This window comes from Streptomyces sp. NPDC050842 (assembly GCF_044456565.1).
Taxonomy (GTDB): Bacteria; Actinomycetota; Actinomycetes; order Streptomycetales; family Streptomycetaceae; genus Streptomyces.
This window is the reverse complement of record NZ_JBITGA010000008.1, coordinates 82,405-106,013: the sequence shown is the minus strand read 5'-3', so window position 1 is coordinate 106,013 and position 23,609 is coordinate 82,405. Positions and strand designations below refer to the sequence as shown.

The window sequence follows — 23,609 nt, the reverse complement described above, 5'->3', positions numbered from 1 at the left end:
CGGTGTGTGAGGGGTTCTCGGGGTCAGCCCGAGGCGGCGAGCACCAGCGGGAGCACCTGTTCGGCGCCGGCCTGGCGGAGCAGACGGGCGGCGACCGCGAGGGTCCAGCCGGAGTCGGTGCAGTCGTCCACGAGCAGGACGGGGCCGGGAGTCGCCGCCAGCGCGCCCGCCAGGTCCTCCGGGACGGTCAAGGCGCCGGAGAGTGCCCTGAGGCGCTGGGCCGAGTTGCTGCGGCGTGCCGCGTGCGCGCCGTCCGGCCCGGTGTACGTCAGGGTGCCCAGGAGGGGGAGACGCCCGATGGTCGCGATGCCCTGCGCGAGGGAGCCGACCAGCTGCGGGCGGGTCAGGGACGGCAGGGCGACGACGCCGACCGGCCGGGCGGAGGCGTCCGGGACGTTCGGCGCCCAGCCGCCCGGGGAGCGCGCCCAGTCGGCGAGGACGGCCACCGCGGCCTTGAGGACGTCGTCGGGGACCGGACCGTCGGGTGTGGCGTCGGCGAGCAGCGGGCGCAGCCGGTTGCCCCAGCCGATGTCCGAGAGCCGCCCCAGGGCGCGGCCGGTGGAGCACTGCTCTCCGGCGGGGATGCGCCCCTTGAGGTTGACGCCCAGCGCGGGCATGCCCGTCGGCCACATCCGGCGCGGCTCGACCTCCACGCCCGGGCGGTCCAGCTCCTTCGCCGCTCCGGTCAGCGTCTCGGAGGAGACGGAGGAATCCGCCCAGGGCCCCGCGCAGTTGTCGCAGCGGCCGCACGGGACGGCCCCTTCGTCGTCCAGCTGACGGCGCAGGAACTCCATCCGGCACCCGGAGGTGCTCACGTAATCGCGCATGGCCTGCTGCTCGGCGGCCCGCTGCCGGGCCACCCACGCGTACCGCTCGGCGTCGTACGTCCACTGCCGGCCGGTGGACGTCCAGCCGCCCTTCACCCGCTTGACGGCCCCGTCCACGTCCAGGACCTTCAGCATGGTCTCCAGCCGGGTGCGGCGAAGATCCACCGCCGCCTCCAGAGCCGGTACGGACAGGGGCCGTCCCGCGTCGGCGAGGGCCGAGAGGGTCTGCCGGACCTGGGCCTCGGGCGGGAACGCGGTATCGGCGAAGTAGCGCCAGATGGCCTCGTCCTCCTTGCCCGGCAGCAGGAGGACGTCGGCGTGCTCGACCCCACGTCCCGCGCGGCCGACCTGCTGGTAGTAGGCGATGGGGGACGACGGCGACCCCAGGTGCACCACGAATCCGAGGTCGGGCTTGTCGAAGCCCATGCCCAGCGCCGAGGTCGCGACCAGCGCCTTGACCCGGTTCTCCTGGAGGTCGACCTCGGCCTGCAGCCGGTCGGCGTTCTCCGTCCGCCCCGTGTAGGAGGCCACCGTGAAGCCGCGCTGGCGCAGGAAGGCGGTCGCCTCCTCGGCGGCGGCCACGGTGAGGGCGTAGATGATCCCCGAGCCCTGGAGCTCGTCCAGGTGCTCGGCGAGCCAGGCCAGGCGGTGCGCGGCGTCCGGGAGCCGGACCACGCCCAGGCGCAGACTCTCCCGCTCCAGCGGGCCGCGCAGCACGAGGGCCTCGCCGGCCCCGGTGCCCAGCTGCTCGGCCACGTCCGCGGTCACGCGCGCGTTGGCCGTCGCGGTGGTGGCCAGTACCGGCACTCCGGGGGCGAGCTCGGCGAGCATCGCCCGGAGTCGGCGGTAGTCGGGCCGGAAGTCGTGCCCCCAGTCCGAGATGCAGTGCGCCTCGTCGACCACGAGGAGACCGGTCGTGGCCGCGAGCTTGGGCAGCACCTGCTCCCTGAAGTCCACGGAGTTGAGGCGCTCCGGGCTGACGAGGAGAACGTCGGTCTCGCCGCGTTCGACCTCGTCGTAGATGGTGTCCCACTCCTCCGGGTTGGCCGAGTTGATCGTGCGCGCCTGGATGCCGGCGCGCGCCGCCGACTCGACCTGGTTGCGCATCAGGGCCAGCAGCGGCGAGATGATCACCGTGGGGCCCGAACCGCGCCGCCGCAGCAGAGCGGTGGCGACGAAGTACACCGCCGACTTGCCCCAGCCGGTCCGCTGCACCACCAGCGCCCGCCGGCGCTCCTCCACCAAGGCCGACACCGCCTGCCACTGGTCTTCCCGCAGCCGCGCCGAACCCCCCGGCGCACCGACGAGCTCAGCGAGGATGGCATCGGCTTCGGCACGGAGCTCCTGGTTGTCCATGCCCCCATGCAACCCGATGGCACGGGCAATCGCCCAACTCACTCAGCGTGATACTCCGCTCGCACGCTGCTCGACCGCCGTGCGAGCGGTCGAGCAGTCTTCGTCGGCGGCTCCTGAGGCGGAAGCAACGTTTCCGCCGAGGCTCGTGCCCGCGCGGTGAAACAGGAGGGGAAACGGGGAGTGAACAATGGGCAACTGGGCAGGGATATGAAAGGCATACCGTCGCATTCCCGTCAGTGACCTCAATTGCTCATTGCCGCTCGCGCACGGGCCAAGCAAGAATTGGGAAACCGCCCCGCACGGCCCGTCAGCGGCCTGGAAGGACCGTGCCGTGGTGCGCCCTCACCCGACCTTGCCCGCCGCGCGGGCGCGTATCCGAAGGGAGGACCGTGACCCTCGGATTCGCTCCGTCCACAGCCGCCTCGACCACATCGTCGCCCGGGTCCGCCAGCCGCCTCTCACGGACGCTCGAACCGGCCGAGTGGGCCGCGGCGGGAATCCCCCTGCTCGGCAATCCGCGTGAGGTCGTCAGCGGCCTGCACTCACGCCACACGCCCACACCCTCGACGGCTGTCGTGGCGGTCCTGGACCACGAGGAGCGGCTCACCGCCAGCGCCTCGTTCGTCCGGCGCGCCATGCCCGCCGACGGCTGGGAGCTCCGCAACGCCCTCCTGGCGCACCTGCGGCGCGTCCTTCCGCACGACCTCCGTCGCCGTGCCCCGGTGCGGACAGCGGTCCTGCTGTACTGCCGCGAGGGCGACGAGCGCTGGACGGAGGAGGACGGAGCCTGGATGTGGGGGCTCCGGGACGCCTGCACGTTGCACGGACTCCGCTGCGGCGCGTACATCACGCTGACCCGCGGGGGCTGGCAGGTGCTCGGCGAGGGCCGGGGAGGCCGTCGGCCGAGCTCCGACTCGCACCCGGTCCCGCTCGGGAGCGAGTCGGCCGAACTGGGCCGTCTCACACCGAGAACGGCGAGCGGCGCGTCCGAACCGCTGCGCCGAGCCGCCGCACGCTGACGCCCCGTACGCCCCCGCACGACGTCTGACGACGCCGTGGTGGACGCCTGCCCGCCGGGCCGATGTTCGGTCCGGCGGCAGGGGGGTCGGTCAGCGCGCGGGACGGAACGGTCAGACGCCGGCGCCGACGAGCGCCGCGACGCGCTCCGGATCGCCGCAGACGATCAGCAGGGCACCGGCGCGGGCTGAGGCCAGCGGCAGCGCCCGGGCAGCGGTCTCGTCGCTGCCGCCGTTGACGGCGACGATCACCACGGGCCGGACGGCAGCCCGCTCGACGGCGGCCGCGTCCGCGAAGAACACGTCGTCGCCGGTGTCCTGCTGGGCCCAGTAGGCGGTCTCGCCGAAGGACAGCTCGTGCGCCGCCCACGGGTGCTGGTCGCCGGTGGTCAGCACCAGGACGTCGCCGGGCGCCCGGCCGCTCTCCAGGAGCATGTCCAGGGCCTCCTCGGCAGCGTCCAGCGCACCGTCGGCCGGGGCCGGGATCACCTGAAGCTGCGGAGTGGACCGCTGGTCGGAACGATTCTCCGGACCGGTGGCCGGGGACTGCCCGGCACCGGGGTGCGGGCGCGGGGCCGGCGGCGCGGGCCTGGCCGGGCCGGGGCCCGGGTGTCCGGGACGGGGAGAGGCCGCGGAACGCGGGCCGGGTACGGGACGGGGGGTCGACGCGGGACGGCCGGCGGCCGTGGTGGCGCGGGGACCCTGGGCGCTCTCGTGAATCTGAGGCTCCTCGGGGGTGAGAGGCATGGGTGGATGTCTATCAAACGCCGCTGCGCGGGGCATCGGCGGGTGGGCGCACAGGTGCGCCCCGGCTGCTCGGACGGTCCTCGAAAAGGGTTCGGCAGCCGGAAGTTCAGAAGTCGAAGCCGAGTTGGCCCCCGCTTTCCAGCGCGGCCGCCTCCGCGGAGAGACGGACCTTTTTGAGGTGGCGCCACTGCGGCAACGCGTCCAGGTACGACCAGGAGAGACGGTGGAACGGGGTGGGCCCCAGCTCCTCCAGCGCGGCCTTGTGGACCGGCGAAGGGTAGCCCGCGTTCGCCGCGAAGCCGAACGCGGCACAGCCTTCGGCCCCGGTCTCGAGCTCCGCCATGACGGTGTCCCGCCGGACCTTGGCGATGACGGAGGCGGCGGCCACGGCGACGCAGGACTGGTCGCCCTTGATCACCGTGCGGACCTGCCAGGGGCTGCCGAGGTAGTCGTGCTTGCCGTCGAGGATCACGGCATCCGGACGGCCGGGAAGCCCTTCGAGGGCCCGGACCGCCGCGAGCCGGAGCGCCGCGGTCATCCCGAGTTCGTCGATCTCCTCCGGGGAGGCGTCGCCGAGCGCGTACGCCGTGACCCACTGCTCCAGCTCCGCGGCCAGCACGGTACGGCGCTTGGGGGTGATCAGCTTGGAGTCGGTGAGTCCGGTGGGCGGCCGGCGCAGTCCTGTGACGGCGGCGCACACCGTGACGGGACCGGCCCACGCCCCGCGCCCGACCTCGTCGACTCCGGCGACGATCCTGGCGCCGGTGGTCGCTCGGAGCGATCGCTCGACAGTGTGGGTGGGAGGTTCGTACGGCATGGCGCCAGCCAGGTTACGCCGCCCGGTGCCGCCCGCGATACCCGGATTCCCCTCAGACCGGCCTCGGGCTGGCCTCAGACCGGCCTCGGACCGACCTCAGGCCGGCCTCGGGCTGATCCCGGGCTGATCTCAAGCCGCCCCGACGCGGAGCAACGGCACCATGACCCGGTCGATCATGTCGGCGATCTCACGGTCCGGCCATTCGCTCCCGCACACCTTGGAGCGGTACATCATCAGGGCGGGGACCACGTCGAGCACCAGGTCGTCAATCGCGTCGGCCCTCACGTCACCGCGCTCGATTCCGCGCCGCAGCACGTCCCTGAAGAGCCGGGTCGAGGGTTCGGTCACCCCCGCGACGATCAACCCGTGGAACCTCTCCGCGGATTCCGCGTCGCATTCGTGAAGGACCGCGCGCAGGGCGAGGCCGGGCTTGGAGAACATCACGTCCCGGACCCGGAGACACAGCGCGTACAGGTCCTCGCGGACGCTCCCGCGGTCCGGCGCCTCGTCGAGGGTCGGCAGCCCGGCCTGGAGGGCGTCCGCGACGAGGTCTTCCTTCGACGGCCAGCGCCGGTACACCGCGGCTTTGCCCGTCTGCGCGCCGACCGCGACACCCTCCATGGTCAGACCGTTCCAGCCGACGCTGCCCAGTTGTTCGAGCGTGGCCTCCAGGATGGCCCGTTCCAGCACGGGGCCACGGCGTCGCAGAGACGCCCCCTCCGGCCGGGCGGCGGCCGTGGAGCGCGAAGTAACCATCAGGATCTCTCCGTTGAGCAAGTCGATCGGGACGAGTCGGGACGCGGCAGCGCTCAGTGAACGGTTGCGTTCACTGAGGGGGACTCACTACCGTGGAGAACAGTGAACGGGTGCGTTCACTAATTCTTCCGTGGGGGATCCATAGTGACAACTTCTCCGGTGGACACACAGTCCAAGAACGGCCCTGCTCGCGCCGGAGGCCGACCGGGCATCGCCCTGGCCGTCATCGCCGCCTGCCAGCTCATGGTCGTTCTCGACGCCACCATCGTGAACATCGCGCTGCCGCACATCCAGGACGCGCTCTCCTTCTCGACCACCGACCTCTCCTGGGTGCTCAGCGCCTACACGCTCACCTTCGGCGGGCTGCTGCTCCTCGGCGGGCGCGCGGGAGACGTCCTGGGGCGCCGCCGGGTGTTCATGGCCGGCATCCTGGTCTTCACCTTCGCCTCGCTGCTCGGCGGCTTCGCCCAGGAGCCCTGGCAGCTGCTCGCCGCACGCGCCTTGCAGGGCGTCGGCGGCGCCATCGCCTCGCCGACCTCGCTCGCGCTGATCACCACGACGTTCCCCGAAGGGCCGGAGCGCAACCGCGCGTTCGGCGTGTTCGCCGCCGTCTCCGCCGGTGGTGGCGCGATCGGGCTGCTCGCGGGCGGCATGCTCACCGAGTGGCTCGACTGGCGCTGGGTCCTCTTCGTCAATGTCCCGATCGGCCTGCTCATCGCCTACCTCGCCCCGCGCTACATCGCAGAGTCCGAGCGTCACCCCGGCCGATTCGACATCGCGGGCGCGATGACCTCGACGCTCGGCATGGCGGCGCTGGTCTACGGGTTCATCAGCGCGTCCGAGAAGGGCTGGAAGGACTCGCTGACCGTCGGCTCCTTCGTCGCGGCCGTGGTCCTGCTCGTGGCCTTCGCTGTCGTGGAGTCGAGGGCCAAGGAGCCGATCACCCCGCTCAGGATGTTCGCCGAGCGCAACCGCTCAGGCACGTACGTCATCATGCTCAGCCTGTCGGCGGCCATGTTCGGCATGTTCTTCTTCATCGTCCTGTGGGTCCAGGACGTCCTCGGGTACAGCCCGATCCAGTCCGGTCTCGCCTTCCTGCCGGTGACGGTCGCGATCGTCACGGGCGCGGGGCTCGCGCAGCGGCTGCTGCCGGCCCTCGGGCCGAAGCCGTTCATGGTGGGCGGCTCGGCGATCACCGGGATCGGCCTGTTCTGGCTGACGTTCATCACCTCGGACAGCAGTTACGTCGGCGCCGTCCTCGGCCCGATGGTCCTGTTCGGCTTCGGCATGGGGCTCAACTTCGTGACGCTCACGCTCACGGCCGTCTCCGGGGTGGCCCCGCACGAGGCGGGCGCCGCGTCGGGCCTGCTCAACGCCACCCAGCAGGTCGGAGGTTCGCTCGGCCTGTCCATCCTGGTCACGGTCTTCGGCACGGCGAGCCGCGAGGAGGGCGAGAAGCAGGCGCCTGGCTTCATGGAGACCGCGACGCCCGAGCAGCAGGCGGAGTTCGCGAAGACGCACGAGCTGCCCGCGCCCTGGGGCCATGAGGTGCTGACCTCGGGCATCGCCTCGGCCTTCACCGCAGCCGTCGGGATGGTGCTGATCGCGCTGGTCACGGCGGTCCTGGTGATCAGGGTCCGCAAGAGCGACCTGGAGGCGCTGAGCGGCCGGGCGGAGGCGGCCGGACCGGTGGCTTGAGGCGGAGCCGTACGCCCGCCCGCCCCGGCCCGTACGCCCGCCTGGGTACGTCCGTCCCGAGCGGGGTCCGTACGCCCCCGAGTACGCCGATGTCCCCCGGCCCCGACACGGGCCCGGGGGACATCGGTGTGACGTCAGACGGCCGTCCCGTCCGGGACCCACCCCGGAAGGTCCTCGGTCTGCCGCAGCCACTCGGCCGGCGGAGCCCCGTGCGCCGCGGAGGCCACGACGCCGCCGGCGATGGCACAGGTCGTGTCGACGTCGCCGCCGACCTGCGCGGTCGTCCAGAACATCCGCTCGTAGTCGCCCAGGGCCCGCGCCGCCGACCAGAGCGCGAAGGGCACGGTGTCGTGCGCGCTGGTCCGCCGGCCGCTGCCGAGCACCGCGGCGACCGTGCCCGCGTCCCCGTAGTCGAGCATGTCGCGCGCCCGGCGCAGGCCCGCCCCCACCGCGCTGCGCGGCACCAGCGCGACGACCCCGTCGAGCAGCGCCTCGGGTGTGGGAGGTCCTGCCGGGTCGGCGGCGAGGGCGGCGGCGGCCGCCACGGCCATCGCGCCCACGACGGCCTCGCGGTGCTGGTGTGTCGTGTACGCGGAAATCTCGGCCTGGTGCGTCGCCTGTTCGGGGTCGTCCGCGTACCAGGCGCCGAGCGGGGCGATCCGCATCGCGGCGCCGTTGCCCCAGGACCCCTGCCCGTTGAAGAGGGCGGCGGACAGCTCCCGCCAGTCTCCGCCCTCCCGGATGAGCCGGAGCATCCGGTTGACCGCCGGACCGTAGCCTCGGTCGAAGTCGTGGTGGTTCGCGAAGGACAGGGCGAGGGCGTCCTGGTCGATGCGGTCATGGCCGACGAGGACGGCGAGGACGGAGCAGGCCATCTCGGTGTCGTCGGTCCACTGCCAGGGGCCGGGCGGCAGCTCGCGCCGCTTCAGCAGGGGGTAGTGGGCGGGTACGAAGAACTGGGAGCCCAGGGCGTCTCCCACGGACAGCCCGCGCAGGCTGGCCAGGGCGCGGTCGAAGCGCCGGTCGAATGAGGAGTCAGCGGTCATCGCTCAGCCACTCTATCCGGTGTGCCCGTACGGTTCCGGGGTACGCCAGCGTGCGAACGGCCTGTCCAGCCGGTATCTCCCGTCCTCGCCCAGCAGGAGCGTGCGGGTCTCGGCGTTGCCGGGGTTCGACAGGGACTCGAAGTCCGCGACCGTCCAGTGGAACCAGCGCATGCAGAACAGCCGCATGGTCAGTCCATGGGTGACGAGGAGGACGTTCGGCGGGTGGTCGGGCGCCTCGAAGCTGCGGTAGAGGCTCTCCAGGAAGGCCCCGACCCGGTCGTAGACGTCCGCCCCGGACTCGCCCTGGGCGAAGCGGTAGAAGAAGTGCCCGTACGCGTCCCGGTACGCCTTCTGCAGGCGTACGTCCTCCCGCTCCTGCCAGTTGCCCCAGTCCTGCTCCCGCAGGCGCGGCTCCTCCCGCACCCTCATCTGCTCCCGGGGCAGCCTGAAGGCCCGGAGGGTCTCGTGGGTGCGGCGGTACGGCGACACGTAGACGCTGACCTGTTCGTCCCCGAACAGCTCCCGCAGCCCCTCCCCCGTCTCCTCCGCCTGTCGCCACCCGGTCTCCGTGAGCCGGAGGGCGTGATCGGGCTCGCGTTCGTACACCGTGTCATCGGCATTGCCCTCGGACTCTCCGTGCCGTACGAGAACGATGCGCCGCGGTCGTGCCATACCCCGACCCTAGATCGCGGGCCCGTGGCGGGCTCGGCCGAGTCCCCCTGTCGGAGCCCATCCGGCGTAGGCCCCGGCGTGCGGATCCGGCGGATCCGTGCGTCCTCAGACCGTCCAGGCCGCGTCGAGCTGCACCACGTCGCCGGTCAGCGCCGCCACGTCGGCATCGGTCTTGGCGCGCAGACCGAGCCGCTCGACGCGCTCCACCCGGTACTTGCCGTGCTCCGCGGCGGACCGCCACATCGAAAGCACCAGGAACTCACTGCCCGGCGCCTCGCCGAACAGGCCCCGCAGCATGCCGGGGGACCCGGCCATCGCCGGATTCCACACCTTCTCCTGCATGAGCGCGAAATGCTCGGCACGGTCCTCGTGGACGCGGCAGTGCGCCACCCGTGCCACGTCGGCGTCGCCGAACTTCGGCTCGAACCCCGTCTTCACGTCGAAGCGGTGGTCGAACAGCTTGACCTGGATGTCCTTGTACGTGCCCACCTGCGAGGCCGCCAGACGATCGTGCGACCGCGCCATGAACGAGTCGTAGAAGGCCCGGCTCTCCCAGAACGCGAAGATGTGGGCGACGTCCGGCCGAGCCCGGCTCCACCCGCCGCCCTGGCCCCGGAATCCCGGCTCACCCAGCAGCCCCGCCCATTTCCGCTGTCCCCGCTCGAACCCTCGACGGTCCATGACGGTGCAGCGAATCCACTTGACCAGCACCGCGCCATCGTACGGGCCTTGGGAGCGCCCCGGCAGTGCGCGTCAGACACCCGCCGGGTGCAGTCGCTCCAGTCCGGCGCGCTCCTCGTCGTCGATCTCGATGCCGAAGTCGTCCTCCAGGGTCGCCACCAACTCTCCGACGGTCACCACCCGTTCCTCGGTGGCCCCGTCCGTACGGACGGTCGTCAGCGTCTCGCGCACGAGCGCCCTCCGCACCCCGGCCCCGGGCCGCTGTGCCACGACCTGGCCGAGAAATCGCGACTCGGGATGGCTGGAGCTGAAGTGGTTCATGACCGTGAAGTCGCCCGGGTACAGGGTCTGCGGCGAGAACGCGTACAGATCGGTCCAGCCGTGCGGACGCAGGGAACGCAGGACGCGGATGCCCTCGTCCTCGGTCCCGATGCCGAACGTCCAGCCGTCCTGCACCACGCGCGCGCCGTCCCGCAAGGGCACCGGCTCCAGCGGACCCTGCCAGCCGAACCCCACGTCGGCGAGCCACTGTTCGCCCTCCGCCTCGACGACGAGCAACGCGTGGGTGACGGGCAACAGCGCCCCGCCCCGTGTACGGTTGCGGGCCCCGCGCCCGGCCACCCGGAAGCCGATCCGCTCCAGCGCGGCCGCGAGGAGCGAGTTCTGCTCGTAGCAGTAGCCACCCCTGCGGCGACGGACGAGCTTGGCCTGAAGGCTCTTCAGGTCCAGGGGGACCTGCCGCCCGAGGGCCACGTCGAGGTTCTCGAACGGAATGGACCGGACGTGCGCTCGGTGTACCGCGGTCAACGTCCGCCGATCGGTGGCGAGTTCCCCGTCCCGTGCGACGTCGTAGCCGATTCGAGCCAGATATGCGTCGAGATCCAGCTCGTCACCACTCCACAAACCGCTCTCCCCCTCCACCGCCGGGTCCACTGTCACAGGCCCATGACACCATGAGCAATCTCCCCGCGACCACGGGCTTTTGAGCGTGGCGGGGCGACGGTCGAGGCGAGGCGTACGCGGGGGCGTGCGTGGAGAGGGGAAGCACCGTGAGCGGACTCAACAAGGGCGTGGCGAGGGTCGAGGTGACGCTCAAGTGGGACCCTGCCCCGAGCGGCGCGCCGGCCCACGACCTGGATCTCGTCGCCGGCGTCTTCACGGCCGACGACCCGCACGGGTCCCCGGTCTACCTGGTGCACTTCGGCAGCCGCTCCCCCGACGGCACGATCACACTCCACCGTGACAGCCGTACGGGGCAGGGCTTCGGCTACGACGAGGCGATGACGCTGGAGCTGGACCGGCTGGCACCCCGCTACGCGCGCGTGGTGGTGGGCGTGACCGTGCAGCAGTCCGGCGGCAGGCTGACCTTCGGCGCCATAGCGAACACCGGCATACGGGTCCGCGAGGGGTACACCGACCTCCTGACCCACGACTTCACGGACGTCCCCGGCGCCCTGTCGGCGACGGTCGTGGAGTTCACCCGGGACGGCGCGGACAGCTGGTCGTACCGCGCGATCAGCCGCGGCTTCGACGCCGACCCCCGAGCCTTCGCGACGGTCCTCGGCTCCACACCGGCCTGACGAGCGCGTGAGAGAGGATGCCGACCGACGGCCGACCAGTCCGCTCGGTCGACCAGAGCGAGATACGCCGTCCGGGCCTCGTCCCCACGCGCCTTGAGTGTGGCGTCGTCGGACCAGGCGGGTGTCTCCTTGGTCGGATAGTGGACGACGGACGCCGCCGCGAAGCAGCGCTCGGCCGTCGGCCCCAGGTGTCCGATGTGGCGGACGTGGGCCTCCAGCACCGCGAGCCCATGAGGGTAGTAGCGCAGGGAAGTGCCCATGCCGTCGCAGTGCGTCACGGTGTGGAGGATCCGGCCCGTGTGGTCCACGACCTCGGCGTCGTCCCCGGATTCCACGATGACCTCGTGGAGCACGGTCACTCGCGCGACCGTTGCGGCGAAATAGCCGTTGAGGGGATCCTCGCCGAGGGCTCTGCGCAGCAGCAACGGCCGGACGGCCGGGTGATCCTCCACATGCCGGCACAGCTCGTCCACCGCATGCACCCGACCCCAGACGCTCACCCGCTCCGCGAGCCAGATCACTGCATCCGCCAACAAAGCCATCCCGACAGCGACAGGAGCCAGGTCGGTCCCGTGCCGGACCAGCCATCGGCCGGTTTCCCGGGCCGAGGTCGCTCAGCTTGATGGCCAACTGACGTGGCGACACCCAGGTGTCGCGGAAGTACGCCGCGAGCACGCTCGCCGCGTCGACGTCGACGCGGTCCTGATCCAACGGCTGCTCCCGCCGTCGTCGGCATCGACGCCGCCCCGCATCGGGAAACGGTTCTCCGCAACGGAAGAGGGGCTCGTCCGGCGTCAGACGATGCAGCCGGAGGGCATGCTGGAACAGCGTGGTCGGGGTGCCGGGCAGTCCAGTCCCGGGCAACTCGCTCACAGGCCGGACGTCACAAACGCCGAGGGCGGTGACTCCGGGAAACCGGAGCCACCGCCCTGACCAGGGAGATCATCCCTGGGCTATGCCGTGAATCAGCTGCAGCCGCTGGTGGAGCCGCAGCCCTCGCAGATGTAGCAGGAGCCGGCGCGCTGCATCTTCGTGCCGCAGGAGAAGCAGAGCGGGGCGTCGGCGCTGATGCCGAGCTGCATCTCGACGAGCTCCGCCGAGGTGTGCGCCGTCTTCGGGGCCGGGATCTCGGCCTGCGGGGCCGGGACCGGGGCCGGGACGGCCTTCAGTTCCTGGGCGCGGGGCGCGGACTGGGCCAGGGCCTCGACGTCGACCTCGTCGTCCTCGGCCTGCTCGTACGAGCCGGTGTCGAGGTGGCGCTGACGCTCCTCGGCCGAGTGGATGCCGAGGGCGGAACGCGTCTCGAACGGCAGGAAGTCGAGCGCCAGGCGGCGGAAGATGTAGTCGACGATCGACTGCGCCATCCGCACGTCCGGGTCGTCCGTCATGCCGGCCGGCTCGAAGCGCATGTTCGTGAACTTCGAGACGTAGGTCTCCAGCGGAACGCCGTACTGCAGACCGACGGAGACCGCGATGGAGAAGGCGTCCATCATGCCGGCGAGGGTCGAACCCTGCTTGGACATCTTCAGGAAGACCTCACCGAGACCGTCGTCCGGGTAGGAGTTGGCGGTCATGTAGCCCTCGGCGCCACCCACGGTGAAGGAGGTGGTGATCCCCGGGCGGCCCTTGGGCAGACGCTTGCGGACCGGACGGTACTCGACGACCTTCTCGACGGCCTCGCGGATCGTCGCCTCGGACTTCGCGGTGACCTCGACCTTCTCCTCCTCCTTCTTCTTGGCGGAGAGGGGCTGGCCTACCTTGCAGTTGTCGCGGTAGATCGCGAGCGCCTTGACGCCCATCTTCCAGGCCTCGTAGTAGACCTCCTCGACGTCCTCGACCGTGGCCGTCTCCGGCAGGTTCACGGTCTTGGAGAGGGCGCCCGAGATCCACGGCTGGATGGCGGCCATCATGCGGACGTGGCCCATCGCGGAGATGGAGCGCTCGCCCATGGCGCAGTCGAAGACTTCATAGTGCTCGGCCTTCAGACCCGGGGCGTCGATCACATTGCCGTGCTCGGCGATGTGGGCGACGATCGCCTCGATCTGCTCCTCCTGGTAGCCCAGGCGGCGCAGGGCCTGCGGGACGGTGCCGTTGACGATCTGCATCGAGCCGCCGCCGACCAGCTTCTTGAACTTGACCAGAGCGAGGTCGGGCTCGAGGCCGGTGGTGTCGCAGGACATCGCGAGACCGATGGTGCCGGTCGGGGCGATGACCGACGCCTGGGCGTTGCGGAAGCCGTTCTTGGCGCCGAGGCGGACGACGTCCTGCCAGGCCTCCGTCGCGGCGGCCCAGATCGGCGAGTCCAGGTCGTCGAAGCGGACGGCCTTGGTGTTCTCGTCGGCGTGCTGCTGCATGACACGCTGGTGCGGCTCGGCGTTGCGGGCGTAGCCGTCGTACGCGCCGACGACCGCGGCGAGCTCGGCGGAGCGCTTGTACGAGGTGCCGGTCATCAGGGAGGTGATGGCACCGGCGAGGGCGCGGCCGCCGTCGGAGTCGTACGCGTGGCCGGTCGCCATCAGCAGGGCGCCGAGGTTGGCGTAGCCGATGCCGAGCTGGCGGTAGGCGCGGGTGTTCTCGCCGATCTTCTCGGTGGGGAAGTCGGCGAAGCAGATGGAGATGTCCATCGCGGTGATGACGAGCTCGACGACCTTGGCGAAGCGGTCGATCTCGAAGGACTGGCTGCCCTTGCCGTCGTCCTTGAGGAACTTCATGAGGTTCAGCGAGGCGAGGTTGCAGGACGTGTTGTCCAGGTGCATGTACTCGCTGCACGGGTTCGAGCCGTTGATACGGCCGGACTCGGGGCAGGTGTGCCAGTGGTTGATCGTGTCGTCGTACTGGATGCCCGGGTCGGCGCAGGCCCAGGCGGCCTCGGCCATCTTGCGGAAGAGCGACTTGGCGTCGACCTCCTCGATGACCTCGCCGGTCATCCGGGACGTGAGACCGAACGTGCCACCGGACTCGACGGCCTTCATGAACGTGTCGTTCACGCGGACGGAGTTGTTGGCGTTCTGGTACTGGACGGACGTGATGTCGTCGCCGCCCAGGTCCATGTCGAAGCCCGCGTCACGGAGGGCGCGGATCTTCTCCTCCTCCTTGACCTTGGTCTCGATGAAGTCCTCGATGTCGGGGTGGTCGACGTCGAGGATGACCATCTTGGCCGCGCGACGGGTCGCGCCGCCCGACTTGATCGTTCCCGCGGAGGCGTCGGCGCCGCGCATGAAGGAGACCGGGCCGGAGGCGTTGCCGCCGGAGGAGAGCAGCTCCTTGGAGGAGCGGATCCGGGAGAGGTTCAGGCCGGCGCCGGAGCCGCCCTTGAAGATCATGCCCTCTTCCTTGTACCAGTCGAGGATGGACTCCATGGAGTCGTCGACGGCCAGGATGAAGCAGGCGGAGACCTGCTGGGGCTGCGGGGTGCCGACGTTGAACCAGACCGGCGAGTTGAAGCTGAAGATCTGGTGCAGGAGGGCGTAGGCCAGCTCGTGCTCGAAGATCTCGGCGTCGGCGGGGGACGCGAAGTAGCCGTACTCCTCGCCGGCCTTCGTGTAGGTCTTCACGATCCGGTCGATGAGCTGCTTGAGACCGGTCTCGCGCTGCGGGGTGCCTACGGCCCCGCGGAAGTACTTGCTGGTGACGATGTTGACCGCGTTCACCGACCAGAAGTCGGGGAACTCGACGCCACGCTGCTCGAAGTTGATCGAGCCGTCGCGCCAGTTGGTCATGACGACGTCACGACGCTCCCAGGCCACCTCGTCGTACGGATGCACGCCAGGGGTGGTGTGGATGCGCTCGATACGCAGGCCCTTGCTCGCCGACTTGGCTCCCTTGTTGCGGGAACCACGTGCCGGGCCGCTCGCCGTCTCTGTCATGCCGCCTCCCATATACGGGCAAAACACACTTTGGCACCCAGAAAGTCCCAGGGCACCGTCTTCTGTACGTCTTTCGGTACTGCTGCCACGAGGACCAGAACAGGTCACTCGGGGCACGTCTGTCGGGCCGCTCGGCGGCCGATCGCCGGGCCGTGGTCGGCCCGGACCGCCGATCAGTCGGCGGCGGTGGCGGGAACGGGGACCTCAGGGGTCACACCGGTCCCGCGGTTCTCAGCGGGAGACCGCTCGCGGAGTTCCGCGATGGCGGTCTCGAAGTCTTCGAGGGTGTCGAAGGCCTTGTACACGGACGCGAAGCGCAGGTACGCGACGAGGTCGAGCTCCTGCAAGGGGCCGAGGATGGCCAGACCCACGTCATGGGTGGTCAGCTCGGCGCTCCCGGTGGCGCGCACCGCCTCCTCGACCCGCTGGCCGAGCTTGGCGAGGGCGTCCTCGGTGACCGGCCGCCCCTGGCACGCCTTGCGCACGCCGGAGATGACCTTGGTACGGCTGAAGGGCTCGGTGACACCGGACCGCTTCACCACCATGAGCGAACACGTCTCCACCGTGGTGAAACGGCGGGAGCAGTCGGGGCACTGGCGACGGCGTCGGATCGACGTCCCGTCGTCGGTGGTGCGACTGTCGACGACACGGCTGTCGGGGTGCCTGCAGAAGGGGCAGTGCATGGCTTCCGACCCTCCCTCACGGCACGACTGATGAGCCTCGCCCGGCCGTCAAGACCCTGCGAAGCGACCTCCAGCATAGGCGATGTGGACGCCCCCGGCAGACCGGGGACCACTACCCCTGGGCGGTCGATGCCATCCAACCACTAGATCTTGGGTTAGGGGCGATTCCACCCCGTGCGCGTGTCGCGGATCGCCCGCTCCCGCGCTTCCGCCCTCCCGGGTGCGACACTGGGAGGGCACACCCGATGTCCGCGGCCCAGCGGCGAAGGCTACCGTAATGACCGAATTGGGTTCGCGGGGTGCTGCGGAGTGACGGTACTCATACACCCCCACGCTTACCCACGTAAGGCAATCTGCGGATTTTCACTCGAACGTGTGTTTGGCGCAACCTTTCGAAACCCACTACCGTTGTGCCAGCCAGGGAGACAAATTCGAGAGGGGCCGACGACGTGACCACCACCGCAGACAGTGCCACCATCACCGCCCAGGACCGCTCCCAGGGCCGACTCGAGCCGGTGCATGCCATTAATGACGCAGCCATGAACGGCGAGGAGCCCGGGCGCCCCGCCCGAGCGCTTCCCGGGCGACCTCCAGGCATCAGGGCCGACAGCTCCGGCCTCACCGACCGGCAGCGCCGGGTGATCGAGGTCATCCGCGACTCGGTCCAGCGGCGCGGCTACCCGCCGTCGATGCGCGAGATCGGCCAGGCCGTGGGGCTGTCCAGCACGTCGTCGGTGGCTCACCAGCTCATGGCCCTGGAGCGCAAGGGCTTCCTCCGCCGCGACCCGCACCGCCCCCGGGCGTACGAGGTGCGCGGCTCGGACCAGCCGAGCACGCAGCCGACGGACACCACGGGCAAGCCCGCCGCGTCGTACGTGCCCCTGGTCGGCCGGATCGCGGCCGGCGGCCCGATCCTGGCCGAGGAGTCCGTCGAGGACGTCTTCCCGCTGCCCCGGCAGCTGGTCGGCGACGGCGAGCTGTTCGTCCTGAAGGTCGTCGGCGACTCGATGATCGAGGCCGCCATCTGTGACGGCGACTGGGTCACCGTCCGCCGCCAGCCCGTCGCGGAGAACGGCGACATCGTCGCCGCCATGCTCGACGGCGAGGCCACGGTCAAGCGCTTCAAGCGCGAGGACGGGCACGTCTGGCTCCTCCCGCACAACGCGGCGTACCAGCCCATCCCCGGCGACGAGGCCACCATCCTCGGCAAGGTCGTGGCGGTGCTCCGGCGGGTGTGACACTTACCGCCGGCTCTGACCGGGCCCCGGGACCCACTGCGCCGGTCCCGGGGCCCTGCCGTGCGTGGAGACGCACGGCAGGGGGTCAGTCGCTCACCGCCGCCTTCGACGCCGCGTCGATCGCCGCGAGCGACTTCCGCACCTGGTTGCGGTCCGTGGTGTACCAGAAGTCCGGCAGCGAGGCCTTGAGGTAGCTGCCGTACCGCGCCGTGGCCAGTCGGGGGTCGAGCACCGCGACGACACCCCGGTCGCCCGTCGCCCGCACGAGCCGACCGGCGCCCTGGGCCATCAGCAGAGCCGCGTGCGTGGCCGCGACCGCCATGAAGCCGTTGCCTCCGGCCTCCTCGACCGCCTTCTGGCGTGCGCTCATCAGCGGGTCGTCCGGCCGTGGGAACGGGATCTTGTCCATGACCACCAGCTGGCAGCTGGCACCCGGAACGTCCACGCCCTGCCAGAGCGACAGCGTGCCGAAGAGGCAGGTCTTCGGGTCGGCGGCGAAGTTCTTGATCAGCTCACCGAGGGTGTCCTCGCCCTGGAGCAGGATCGGCAGCTCCGGATTCCTGCTCCGCAGCTCCTCCGCCGCCTGCTGCGCCGCCCGCATCGAGGAGAAGAGGCCGAGCGTACGACCGCCGGCCGCCTCCATCAGCTCGGCGAGCTCGTCGAGCATGTCGCCCCGCTCACCGTCCCGCGCGGGGCGGGACAGGTGCTTGGCGACGTACAGGATGCCCTGCTTCGGGTAGTCGAACGGGGAGCCGACGTCGAGGCCCTTCCAGACGGGCATGTCGTCCCCCGTGGTGCCCTCCGGCGCGAGGCCGAGCGAGGCCCCGACCCCGTTGAAGTCGCCGCCGAGCTTGAGGGTGGCCGAGGCCAGGACCACGGACCGCTCGGTGAAGAGCTTCTCCCGGAGGAGGCCGGAGACGCTCAGCGGCGCGACCCGCAGCGAGGCACCGAAGCGGTCGTGCCGCTCGTACCAGACGACGTCCCACTCCGAGCCCTGGGTGATCCGCTCCGCCACGCCGTGCACGGTCTCCACGGAGGCCATGGCCTGCTTGCGGACGGCGTCCTCGTCCTGCACGGCCCGGTCCCGGGTCGAGCCCAGGGCCGTGATCACGGCGCGGGCCGCGTCGCGCAGCGCCATCAGCGCGTAGGCGAGGTCCTCCGGGATCGTCTCCAGGCGGCCCGGCAGCGCGAGCTCCATGACCCGCTCGAAACCCTCGGCGGCGGTCTGCAGCTGGTCCGCGACCTTCTCGTCGACGAGCTTCGCGGACCGGCGCACGGCGCGATTGACCTGGCCGGGGGTGAGCTCGCCGGTGGCGACACCGGTGACCCGGGAGACCAGCTCATGGGCCTCGTCGACGATCAGCACCTCGTGCTGCGGGAGCACCGGGGCGCCCTCGATGGCGTCGATGGCGAGCAGGGCGTGGTTGGTGACGACGACATCGGCGAGCTTGGCGCGCTCGCGGGCCGCCTCGGCGAAGCACTCCGCCCCGTACGCGCACTTGCTCGCGCCCAGGCACTCCCGGGAGGAGACCGAGACCTGGGCCCAGGCCTTGTCGGAGACGCCCGGGGTCAGGTCGTCCCGGTCGCCGGTCTCGGTCTCGTCGGACCAGTCGCGGAGGCGCAGCAGGTCCTGGCCCAGCTTGCTGGTGGGCGCGGCCGCCTCGAAGGGGTCGAAGAGGCCGTCCTCCTCGTCCTGCGGGACGCCTTCGTGGAGCCGGTGCAGGCAGAGGTAGTTCGACCGGCCCTTGAGCATGGCGAACTGCGGGCGGCGGCGCAGCTGCGGATGCAGCGCGTCGACCGTCCGGGGAAGGTCGCGCTCGACGAGCTGGCGCTGGAGCGCCAGGGTGGCGGTGGCGACCACGACCCGCTCCCCCTGGGCCAGCGCCGGCACGAGATAGCCGAGCGACTTGCCCGTGCCGGTTCCGGCCTGGACGAGGAGGTGGGAATTGTCGTCGATGGCCTCGGCCACGGCCTCGGCCATGGCGACCTGGCCGGGGCGCTCCGTGCCGCCGACGGCGGAGACGGCGGCGTGGAGGAGGTCGGGGAGGGATGGCTTCGTCATAGCGCTTCCAGCCTACGGGGCGACACTGACAGCCCGGTCACACGCACGCCTCACGCGAGCGGGTTGGGGACGGTCCCGTGGACGGCCGCGTGGGGGCGCTCGGGCCGGTCGCGGTAGCCGTCCAGGTGCAGACGGTTGCGGTTGAGGCAGAGCCGCTCGATCCGGGGGGTGAGGAGGTCGAAGAGCTCGAACCGTTCCTTCAGCTCGGGGAAGCGCGCCTGGTGACGCAGGATCTCCGCGCGGACGAGGGACCAGAATTCCGTCTCGGGGACGCCGAGTTGTTCCTCGCAGAGCGGTGCCAGGTACCGGAAGACGCCGACGAAGAGCCCCGAATGGATGAACTGGGTGAGGAAGTCGGGTTCCTCGGTGAGCAGCACCGCGCGGACGTCGGCCGGCATCGTGTCGTGCTCGGGAAGCGGCTGGGCGCTGATGTTCACGTCGTCGACGAAGTCCTTGATCGCCAGACGTACGGGCACGTCCTGGTCGTCGTAGACGACGATCGCGTTCTCGCCGTGCGGCGAGAAGACCGTGCCGTACCGGTAGAGGAAGTGCAGCAGCGGGGGCAGCAGGGCTCCGAAGAGCTGCTGGAGCCAGACCGCGGGGGCGAGTCCGGACCGCTCGACGAGTTCCGCGACGAAGGCCCGCCCGTTCGGGTCGGTGTGGAGCAGCGAGGCGAGCGTGCGGGCGTGCTCGCCGGGGGGCAGCCGGAGCGGCTCGCGCCAGATCGCGCCGAGGAGTTCCTTGTACTGGTACGGGACTTCGGGCAGCTGGTCGTAGAGGGGGTGCTCGACGGTGACGGAGGCGACCTCGCCGAGGAGGATCACTCCGCACTCGTCCCGCAGGAAGGCGTCGCCGTCGCGGAGCCCGTGGACCCAGGCGGTCACGGCGGGGGCGGCGATGGTCCGTTCGGTGGGCAGTCCGCGCCAGACGAGGGTGTTGAGGACCGACAGCGGGAGTTTGACGGTGCGCCGGTCGGGGCGGCTGGTGTTGAGGAACGTACGGACGGACTGCTGGGGCAGCCGGAGGTCGCCGTCGGCGGAGAGCGGGACGACGGTGCCGGCGGCCACGGCCGGGGCGTAGAGCGGGAGCAGGACCTCGTCCCACTGCCAGGGGTGGACGGGCAGCAGGAGGTAGCCGTCGGGTTCGTGGCCGCGGGCGGCGAGTTCGGCGCGGAAGGCGGCGCGGACCTCGGGGTCCAGTTCCTGGTCGTAGAGGCGGTCGGGGGTTTCGAGGCCGGCGACGCCCCGGTAGGCGGCGATGCGGTTGCTGACGGCGATCCACGGCAGTCGGGTGGCGCGGCGCGCCTCGGGGGCCCAGTGGGCGGCGTCGGTGGCGGAGAAGCCGATGCGGCCCTTGTTGAGGACGAGCCAGGGGTGGCCGGTCTGGTGGCCTTCGAGTTCGGCGTAGGAGAGCTCGGCGAGCCGGTCGGCGGTGAGGGCCGTGCGGTCGAGGCGGGCGTCGGCGGCGAGGGTGGCGGAGAGTTCGCGGATGAGGTGGCCGAGGGTGGCGCCGTCCAGCCGGAGGAGGCTCCGGGCGCGGACCAGGAAGTCGAGGGGGTCGGTCATGGGCCGGCCCTCGTGGGCGATCGAGTCGGCGGCGACCCGCCAGCCGCCGTAGGCGCCGCGGCGGGCACGGAAGGTGAGTGTGGTGCCGTCGTCGAGCCGGAGCGCGTGGTGGTCGGGCTCGCCGTCGTCGGCCGGGACGGGTTCGACGATCTCCTCGTAGGCGAACTCGGCCAGTGCCTTGGCGAGGAGTCGGGAGGAGACCCTGGTCCAGGTGGCGGCGGTCAGCTCGGGGGGCGCGAGCAGCTCGGGTTCCGGCGTGGTGGCGAGGGGCGTGGCGGGCTGTGCGGAGTCGTGGGGTGCAGGGGACGTCGACACGAGGACTCCTCGGGGTGGGAACCGCTGTGGGTCGAGCGGTGTATGTAAGGCAGAGGGGTGTTCACAGAGCGTGACGCAGGAAGCGGTCGCGGATCATGAGCGCGGCTCGTTTGTCGGGGAGGTCGACTTCCGCCGCGTAGCGGAAGCCGGCGCCGAGGAAGGCCGAGACGGAGGGGGTGTTGCGGATGTCGGGTTCGGCGATGACCCGGGTGCATCGGGGGCGGTGGTCGAGGACCAGCTCGGCGACGGCGTGCAGGAGGGCGGTGCCGACGCCCCGGCCGCGGTCGGTGACGCCTCCGACGAGGAGATGGATACCGGTGTCGTGGGGGCGGGCCGGGTAGTGCCGGGCGAGCGGGTCGAGGTCGGCGCGGTAGATCTCGAAGTAGCTCATGGGCACGTCGTCGAGGACGCCGAGGCAGGGGACGCTCCGGCCGTCGCCCTGGAGCTGGGCGCGGACGTGCTCGGCGGTCACGGTCTCGGGGCCGGCGAGCTCCCAGAAGGCGGCGACCGCTGGGTCGTTCATCCACCGGGTGAGGAGCGGCAGGTCGCGGTCGAGGCGTACGGGGAGGAGCTGGAAGGCGCCGAAGCGGGTGGTCGTCGGGTGCCAGTCGGCGACGGAGTCGAGGAGGTATCCACCGGAGGGGCCGCCGCCCGCGGCGGCTGACGGGGCTCCGGCGGCGAGGAGGGCGACGAGGTCGTCGACCCTGAGGTCGAGGGTGTCGTCCCCGGGTGGTTCTACCGGGGGTCTGGTGGGTGGCACGGTGTCGCTCTCCTCTCGGCGGTGCGCTCGGGGCGTGGGTGCTCCGGCGGCGGGTTCAGGTGCGGAGGGGGTTGGTGACGGTGACGTAGACGGACTGGGTGTCGACCGGCCCGACGAGCTCGTCGAGGCCGTGCAGGCGGGTGAGGAGGTTGGCCTTGCTGCGCAGGGTCGCGGCCTCCAGGAGCCGGTGCGGAAGGGGTGAGCCCAGGCTCGTGGCGGAGGTGAGGAAGCTGCGGAGGGCGGCGAGCAGGACGCGCTCGTCGGCGAGGTGCTGGGCGCCGAAGGCGCCGATCAGACCGAGGATGTTGTTGATGCCGAGGTAGTAGGCGAAGCGCTCGTCGGTGACCTGGTCGGAGACGAAGGTGTCGCTGTGGGCGCCGATGCCGGGCAGCCGGCTCTCCAGCTCGCCGCGGTGGGACTCGCGGAAGTAGTAGCCCTGGTTGTCGCGGTAGCGGCCGCCGACGGGCCAGCCGTCGGGGTCCAGGAGCACCAGGGTGTTCTGCTGGTGGGCCTCCAGGGCGATGCCGGCGTGTCCGTCGAGCCAGAGGATGGGCCGGACGACCTGGTCGAGGTAGCGCAGGAACCACTCGGCGGCGACGGCCGTGGTGGGGCGGCCGGTGCGGGTGGAGAGCCGGCCGATGACGTCGGCGAGCCGGGAGCGCATGGTGGTGGCCCCGGGCCAGGGGCGGGGGGTGGTGAGGGAGGCGATGCAGACGGCGTCGTCGCCGGGCCCGAAGGGGTTGTGGCGGATCATGACGTCGAGTCCGGGGACGGGGGTGCCGTCCGCCGTGTCCACGGCGAGCCAGGCGGGGTCGCGGACGATGTCGAAGCCGGGGTGGGCCGCCTGCCACTCGTCGACGAGGCCGGTGCGCAGGAGCCGGTGGACCTCGACGCCGCGGTGGAGTTCCTTGCGGAGGTTCTCGCGGCGGGAGTTGGTGATGCGCAGGCCGAGGGAGAGCTTGAGCATCGCCCGTGCGCCGGGGCGGTGGACGGTGCGGACGGAGGAGGTGGGGTGCCAGGGGCTGCCGTGGAGACCGAGGTCGTGGAGCAGGCCTGTGTCGAGGAGTTCGCGGACCTCGGGGCGGTGCAGGAGCTCGCGGGCCTGCCAGGGGTGCAGGGGCAGGGGTGCGGTGCCGGCGGGGAGGGTGAGCCCCTCGGCGAGGCCGGCGGTGAGCTGTTCCGCGGTGACGTGGCGGCCCTGCTCGGTCCAGGCGGAGTCGGCGGCCAGGACGGTGGGGTCGACGGCGACCCAGTGGAGGGGGAAGGAGCCGTGGAGTTCGGGTGAGTAGAGCCGTGCCTCGGCCTCGGAGAGTCCTTCGCGGCTCTTGGGGGTGGGGTGCAGGGGGTGGCCGAGCAGCAGGGCCTGTTCGGCGGCGAGGAAGAGGTCGGCGTCCGGATGGGGGTGGGGGCTGCGGCGGCGTTCGATGAGGAAGTCGGCGGTGCGCCGGGCGGAGTCGGCGACCCGGCCGACGAGTTCGGTGCCCTCGGGACGGCCGGTCTCGCGGCTGAGCAGGGCGGCGACGGTGACGGCGTCGACGGTCGGGGCGGAGGCCGGGAGGCCTTCGAGGGAGGGGGCGCCGAAGCGGTGCCAGCCGGTGGCCGACCAGTAGCGGACGGGGACGAGGAGGGCGGTGCCGCTGGCGTCGAGGGGGACGCGCAGGGTGGTGGAGTCGGGCGCTGGGAGGTTCTTCTCCCGGATCCAGCAGCGGAGCAGGTTCTCGATGGTCGCCACGTCGGCGGCGCGCTGCGGGTCGGGGTCGTCGAGGGGGTCGGGCGCGGTGGCTCCGGCGGCGGCCGGGCGGGGCGGCCGCGGGTCGTACGGTCCGGCGTGCTGGCGCGGGACGGTGGGCTCCTCGACGGCGACGGGCGCTGCGGTCTCGGTCGCCGGGGAGGTGGGGATGGCGTTCACGGGGCTTCCTTGGGG

At 71.5% G+C, this 23,609-nt stretch carries 18 protein-coding genes; 4 read left to right on the top strand and 14 right to left on the bottom strand.

What is annotated here, in order from left to right:
- Positions 1-23: 23 nt before the first annotated feature.
- A complete protein-coding gene (locus ACIBG6_RS26660) occupies positions 24-2,183 on the bottom strand; it encodes a RecQ family ATP-dependent DNA helicase (protein ID WP_399225126.1) in 2,160 nt (719 codons plus the stop codon).
- A gap of 389 nt (positions 2,184-2,572) precedes the next feature.
- Here ACIBG6_RS26660 and ACIBG6_RS26655 point away from each other — a divergent pair, with 389 nt between their 5' ends.
- Complete coding sequence (locus tag ACIBG6_RS26655; protein WP_399225125.1) at positions 2,573-3,202, top strand: hypothetical protein; 630 nt, start codon at positions 2,573-2,575, stop codon at positions 3,200-3,202.
- A 111-nt stretch (positions 3,203-3,313) separates the two neighbouring features.
- Here ACIBG6_RS26655 and ACIBG6_RS26650 read toward each other — a convergent pair whose 3' ends face one another.
- From ACIBG6_RS26650 to ACIBG6_RS26640, 3 genes are all read right to left on the bottom strand, one after another.
- Complete coding sequence (locus tag ACIBG6_RS26650; RefSeq protein ID WP_399225124.1) at positions 3,314-3,946, bottom strand: hypothetical protein; 633 nt, start codon at positions 3,944-3,946, stop codon at positions 3,314-3,316.
- A gap of 106 nt (positions 3,947-4,052) precedes the next feature.
- Complete coding sequence (locus ACIBG6_RS26645; RefSeq protein ID WP_399225123.1) at positions 4,053-4,763, bottom strand: ribonuclease HII; 711 nt, start codon at positions 4,761-4,763, stop codon at positions 4,053-4,055.
- Positions 4,764-4,892: 129 nt separating this feature from the next.
- A complete protein-coding gene (locus tag ACIBG6_RS26640; RefSeq protein WP_399225122.1) occupies positions 4,893-5,519 on the bottom strand; it encodes a TetR/AcrR family transcriptional regulator in 627 nt (208 codons plus the stop codon).
- A gap of 144 nt (positions 5,520-5,663) precedes the next feature.
- Between ACIBG6_RS26640 and ACIBG6_RS26635 the strand changes: the two genes are divergently transcribed.
- On the top strand, positions 5,664-7,217 hold the full coding sequence (locus tag ACIBG6_RS26635) for an MFS transporter (RefSeq protein WP_399225121.1): 1,554 nt from the start codon (positions 5,664-5,666) through the stop codon (positions 7,215-7,217).
- A gap of 134 nt (positions 7,218-7,351) precedes the next feature.
- Here ACIBG6_RS26635 and ACIBG6_RS26630 read toward each other — a convergent pair whose 3' ends face one another.
- The 4 genes from ACIBG6_RS26630 to ACIBG6_RS26615 form a co-directional block, all read right to left on the bottom strand.
- Positions 7,352-8,263 carry an ADP-ribosylglycohydrolase family protein gene (locus ACIBG6_RS26630; RefSeq protein ID WP_399225120.1) on the bottom strand — a complete coding sequence of 304 codons (912 nt, stop codon included), beginning with the start codon at positions 8,261-8,263 and terminating at the stop codon, positions 7,352-7,354.
- 12 nt (positions 8,264-8,275) lie between these two features.
- Positions 8,276-8,935, bottom strand: coding sequence for a histidine phosphatase family protein (locus ACIBG6_RS26625; RefSeq protein WP_329620810.1), 660 nt, complete (start codon positions 8,933-8,935; stop codon positions 8,276-8,278).
- A 105-nt stretch (positions 8,936-9,040) separates the two neighbouring features.
- On the bottom strand, positions 9,041-9,646 hold the full coding sequence (locus ACIBG6_RS26620) for a YdbC family protein (RefSeq protein ID WP_399225118.1): 606 nt from the start codon (positions 9,644-9,646) through the stop codon (positions 9,041-9,043).
- Between the two features lie 42 nt (positions 9,647-9,688).
- Positions 9,689-10,555 carry an arylamine N-acetyltransferase gene (locus tag ACIBG6_RS26615; protein WP_399225117.1) on the bottom strand — a complete coding sequence of 289 codons (867 nt, stop codon included), beginning with the start codon at positions 10,553-10,555 and terminating at the stop codon, positions 9,689-9,691.
- A gap of 110 nt (positions 10,556-10,665) precedes the next feature.
- Between ACIBG6_RS26615 and ACIBG6_RS26610 the strand changes: the two genes are divergently transcribed.
- On the top strand, positions 10,666-11,196 hold the full coding sequence (locus ACIBG6_RS26610; protein ID WP_399225116.1) for a TerD family protein: 531 nt from the start codon (positions 10,666-10,668) through the stop codon (positions 11,194-11,196).
- 965 nt (positions 11,197-12,161) lie between these two features.
- Here ACIBG6_RS26610 and ACIBG6_RS26605 read toward each other — a convergent pair.
- The gene (locus ACIBG6_RS26605) at positions 12,162-15,062 is read right to left on the bottom strand and encodes a vitamin B12-dependent ribonucleotide reductase (protein ID WP_399225115.1); all 2,901 of its coding nucleotides are present in this window, start codon (positions 15,060-15,062) and stop codon (positions 12,162-12,164) included.
- A gap of 173 nt (positions 15,063-15,235) precedes the next feature.
- On the bottom strand, positions 15,236-15,745 hold the full coding sequence (nrdR, locus tag ACIBG6_RS26600) for a transcriptional regulator NrdR (protein ID WP_399225113.1): 510 nt from the start codon (positions 15,743-15,745) through the stop codon (positions 15,236-15,238).
- Between the two features lie 449 nt (positions 15,746-16,194).
- Between nrdR and lexA the strand changes: the two genes are divergently transcribed.
- Complete coding sequence (lexA, locus tag ACIBG6_RS26595; RefSeq protein ID WP_399225112.1) at positions 16,195-16,983, top strand: transcriptional repressor LexA; 789 nt, start codon at positions 16,195-16,197, stop codon at positions 16,981-16,983.
- An 85-nt stretch (positions 16,984-17,068) separates the two neighbouring features.
- Here the strand turns inward: lexA and ACIBG6_RS26590 are convergent, their stop codons facing one another.
- From ACIBG6_RS26590 to ACIBG6_RS26575, 4 genes are all read right to left on the bottom strand, one after another.
- Complete coding sequence (locus ACIBG6_RS26590) at positions 17,069-19,045, bottom strand: ATP-dependent DNA helicase (RefSeq protein WP_399225111.1); 1,977 nt, start codon at positions 19,043-19,045, stop codon at positions 17,069-17,071.
- A gap of 50 nt (positions 19,046-19,095) precedes the next feature.
- Positions 19,096-20,925 (bottom strand): IucA/IucC family protein, encoded by a 1,830-nt coding sequence (locus tag ACIBG6_RS26585; RefSeq protein WP_399225110.1) that lies wholly within the window; start codon positions 20,923-20,925, stop codon positions 19,096-19,098.
- Between the two features lie 61 nt (positions 20,926-20,986).
- Positions 20,987-21,685: a GNAT family N-acetyltransferase gene (locus ACIBG6_RS26580; protein WP_399225108.1), complete on the bottom strand. Its 699-nt coding sequence runs from the start codon at positions 21,683-21,685 to the stop codon at positions 20,987-20,989.
- A gap of 55 nt (positions 21,686-21,740) precedes the next feature.
- Positions 21,741-23,594, bottom strand: coding sequence for an IucA/IucC family protein (locus ACIBG6_RS26575; protein ID WP_399225107.1), 1,854 nt, complete (start codon positions 23,592-23,594; stop codon positions 21,741-21,743).
- Positions 23,595-23,609 lie beyond the last annotated feature (15 nt).

Bases quoted from the DNA above. Each gene is read 5' to 3' on its own strand.
- ACIBG6_RS26660 (WP_399225126.1), bottom strand. From the start codon at position 2,183: ATGGACAACCAGGAGCTCCGTGCCGAAGCCGATGCCATCCTCGCTGAG.
- ACIBG6_RS26650 (WP_399225124.1), bottom strand. From the start codon at position 3,946: ATGCCTCTCACCCCCGAGGAGCCTCAGATTCACGAGAGCGCCCAGGGT.
- ACIBG6_RS26645 (WP_399225123.1), bottom strand. From the start codon at position 4,763: ATGCCGTACGAACCTCCCACCCACACTGTCGAGCGATCGCTCCGAGCG.
- ACIBG6_RS26640 (WP_399225122.1), bottom strand. From the start codon at position 5,519: ATGGTTACTTCGCGCTCCACGGCCGCCGCCCGGCCGGAGGGGGCGTCT.
- ACIBG6_RS26630 (WP_399225120.1), bottom strand. From the start codon at position 8,263: ATGACCGCTGACTCCTCATTCGACCGGCGCTTCGACCGCGCCCTGGCC.
- ACIBG6_RS26625 (WP_329620810.1), bottom strand. From the start codon at position 8,935: ATGGCACGACCGCGGCGCATCGTTCTCGTACGGCACGGAGAGTCCGAG.
- ACIBG6_RS26605 (WP_399225115.1), bottom strand. From the start codon at position 15,062: ATGACAGAGACGGCGAGCGGCCCGGCACGTGGTTCCCGCAACAAGGGA.
- nrdR (WP_399225113.1), bottom strand. From the start codon at position 15,745: ATGCACTGCCCCTTCTGCAGGCACCCCGACAGCCGTGTCGTCGACAGT.
- ACIBG6_RS26590 (WP_399225111.1), bottom strand. From the start codon at position 19,045: ATGACGAAGCCATCCCTCCCCGACCTCCTCCACGCCGCCGTCTCCGCC.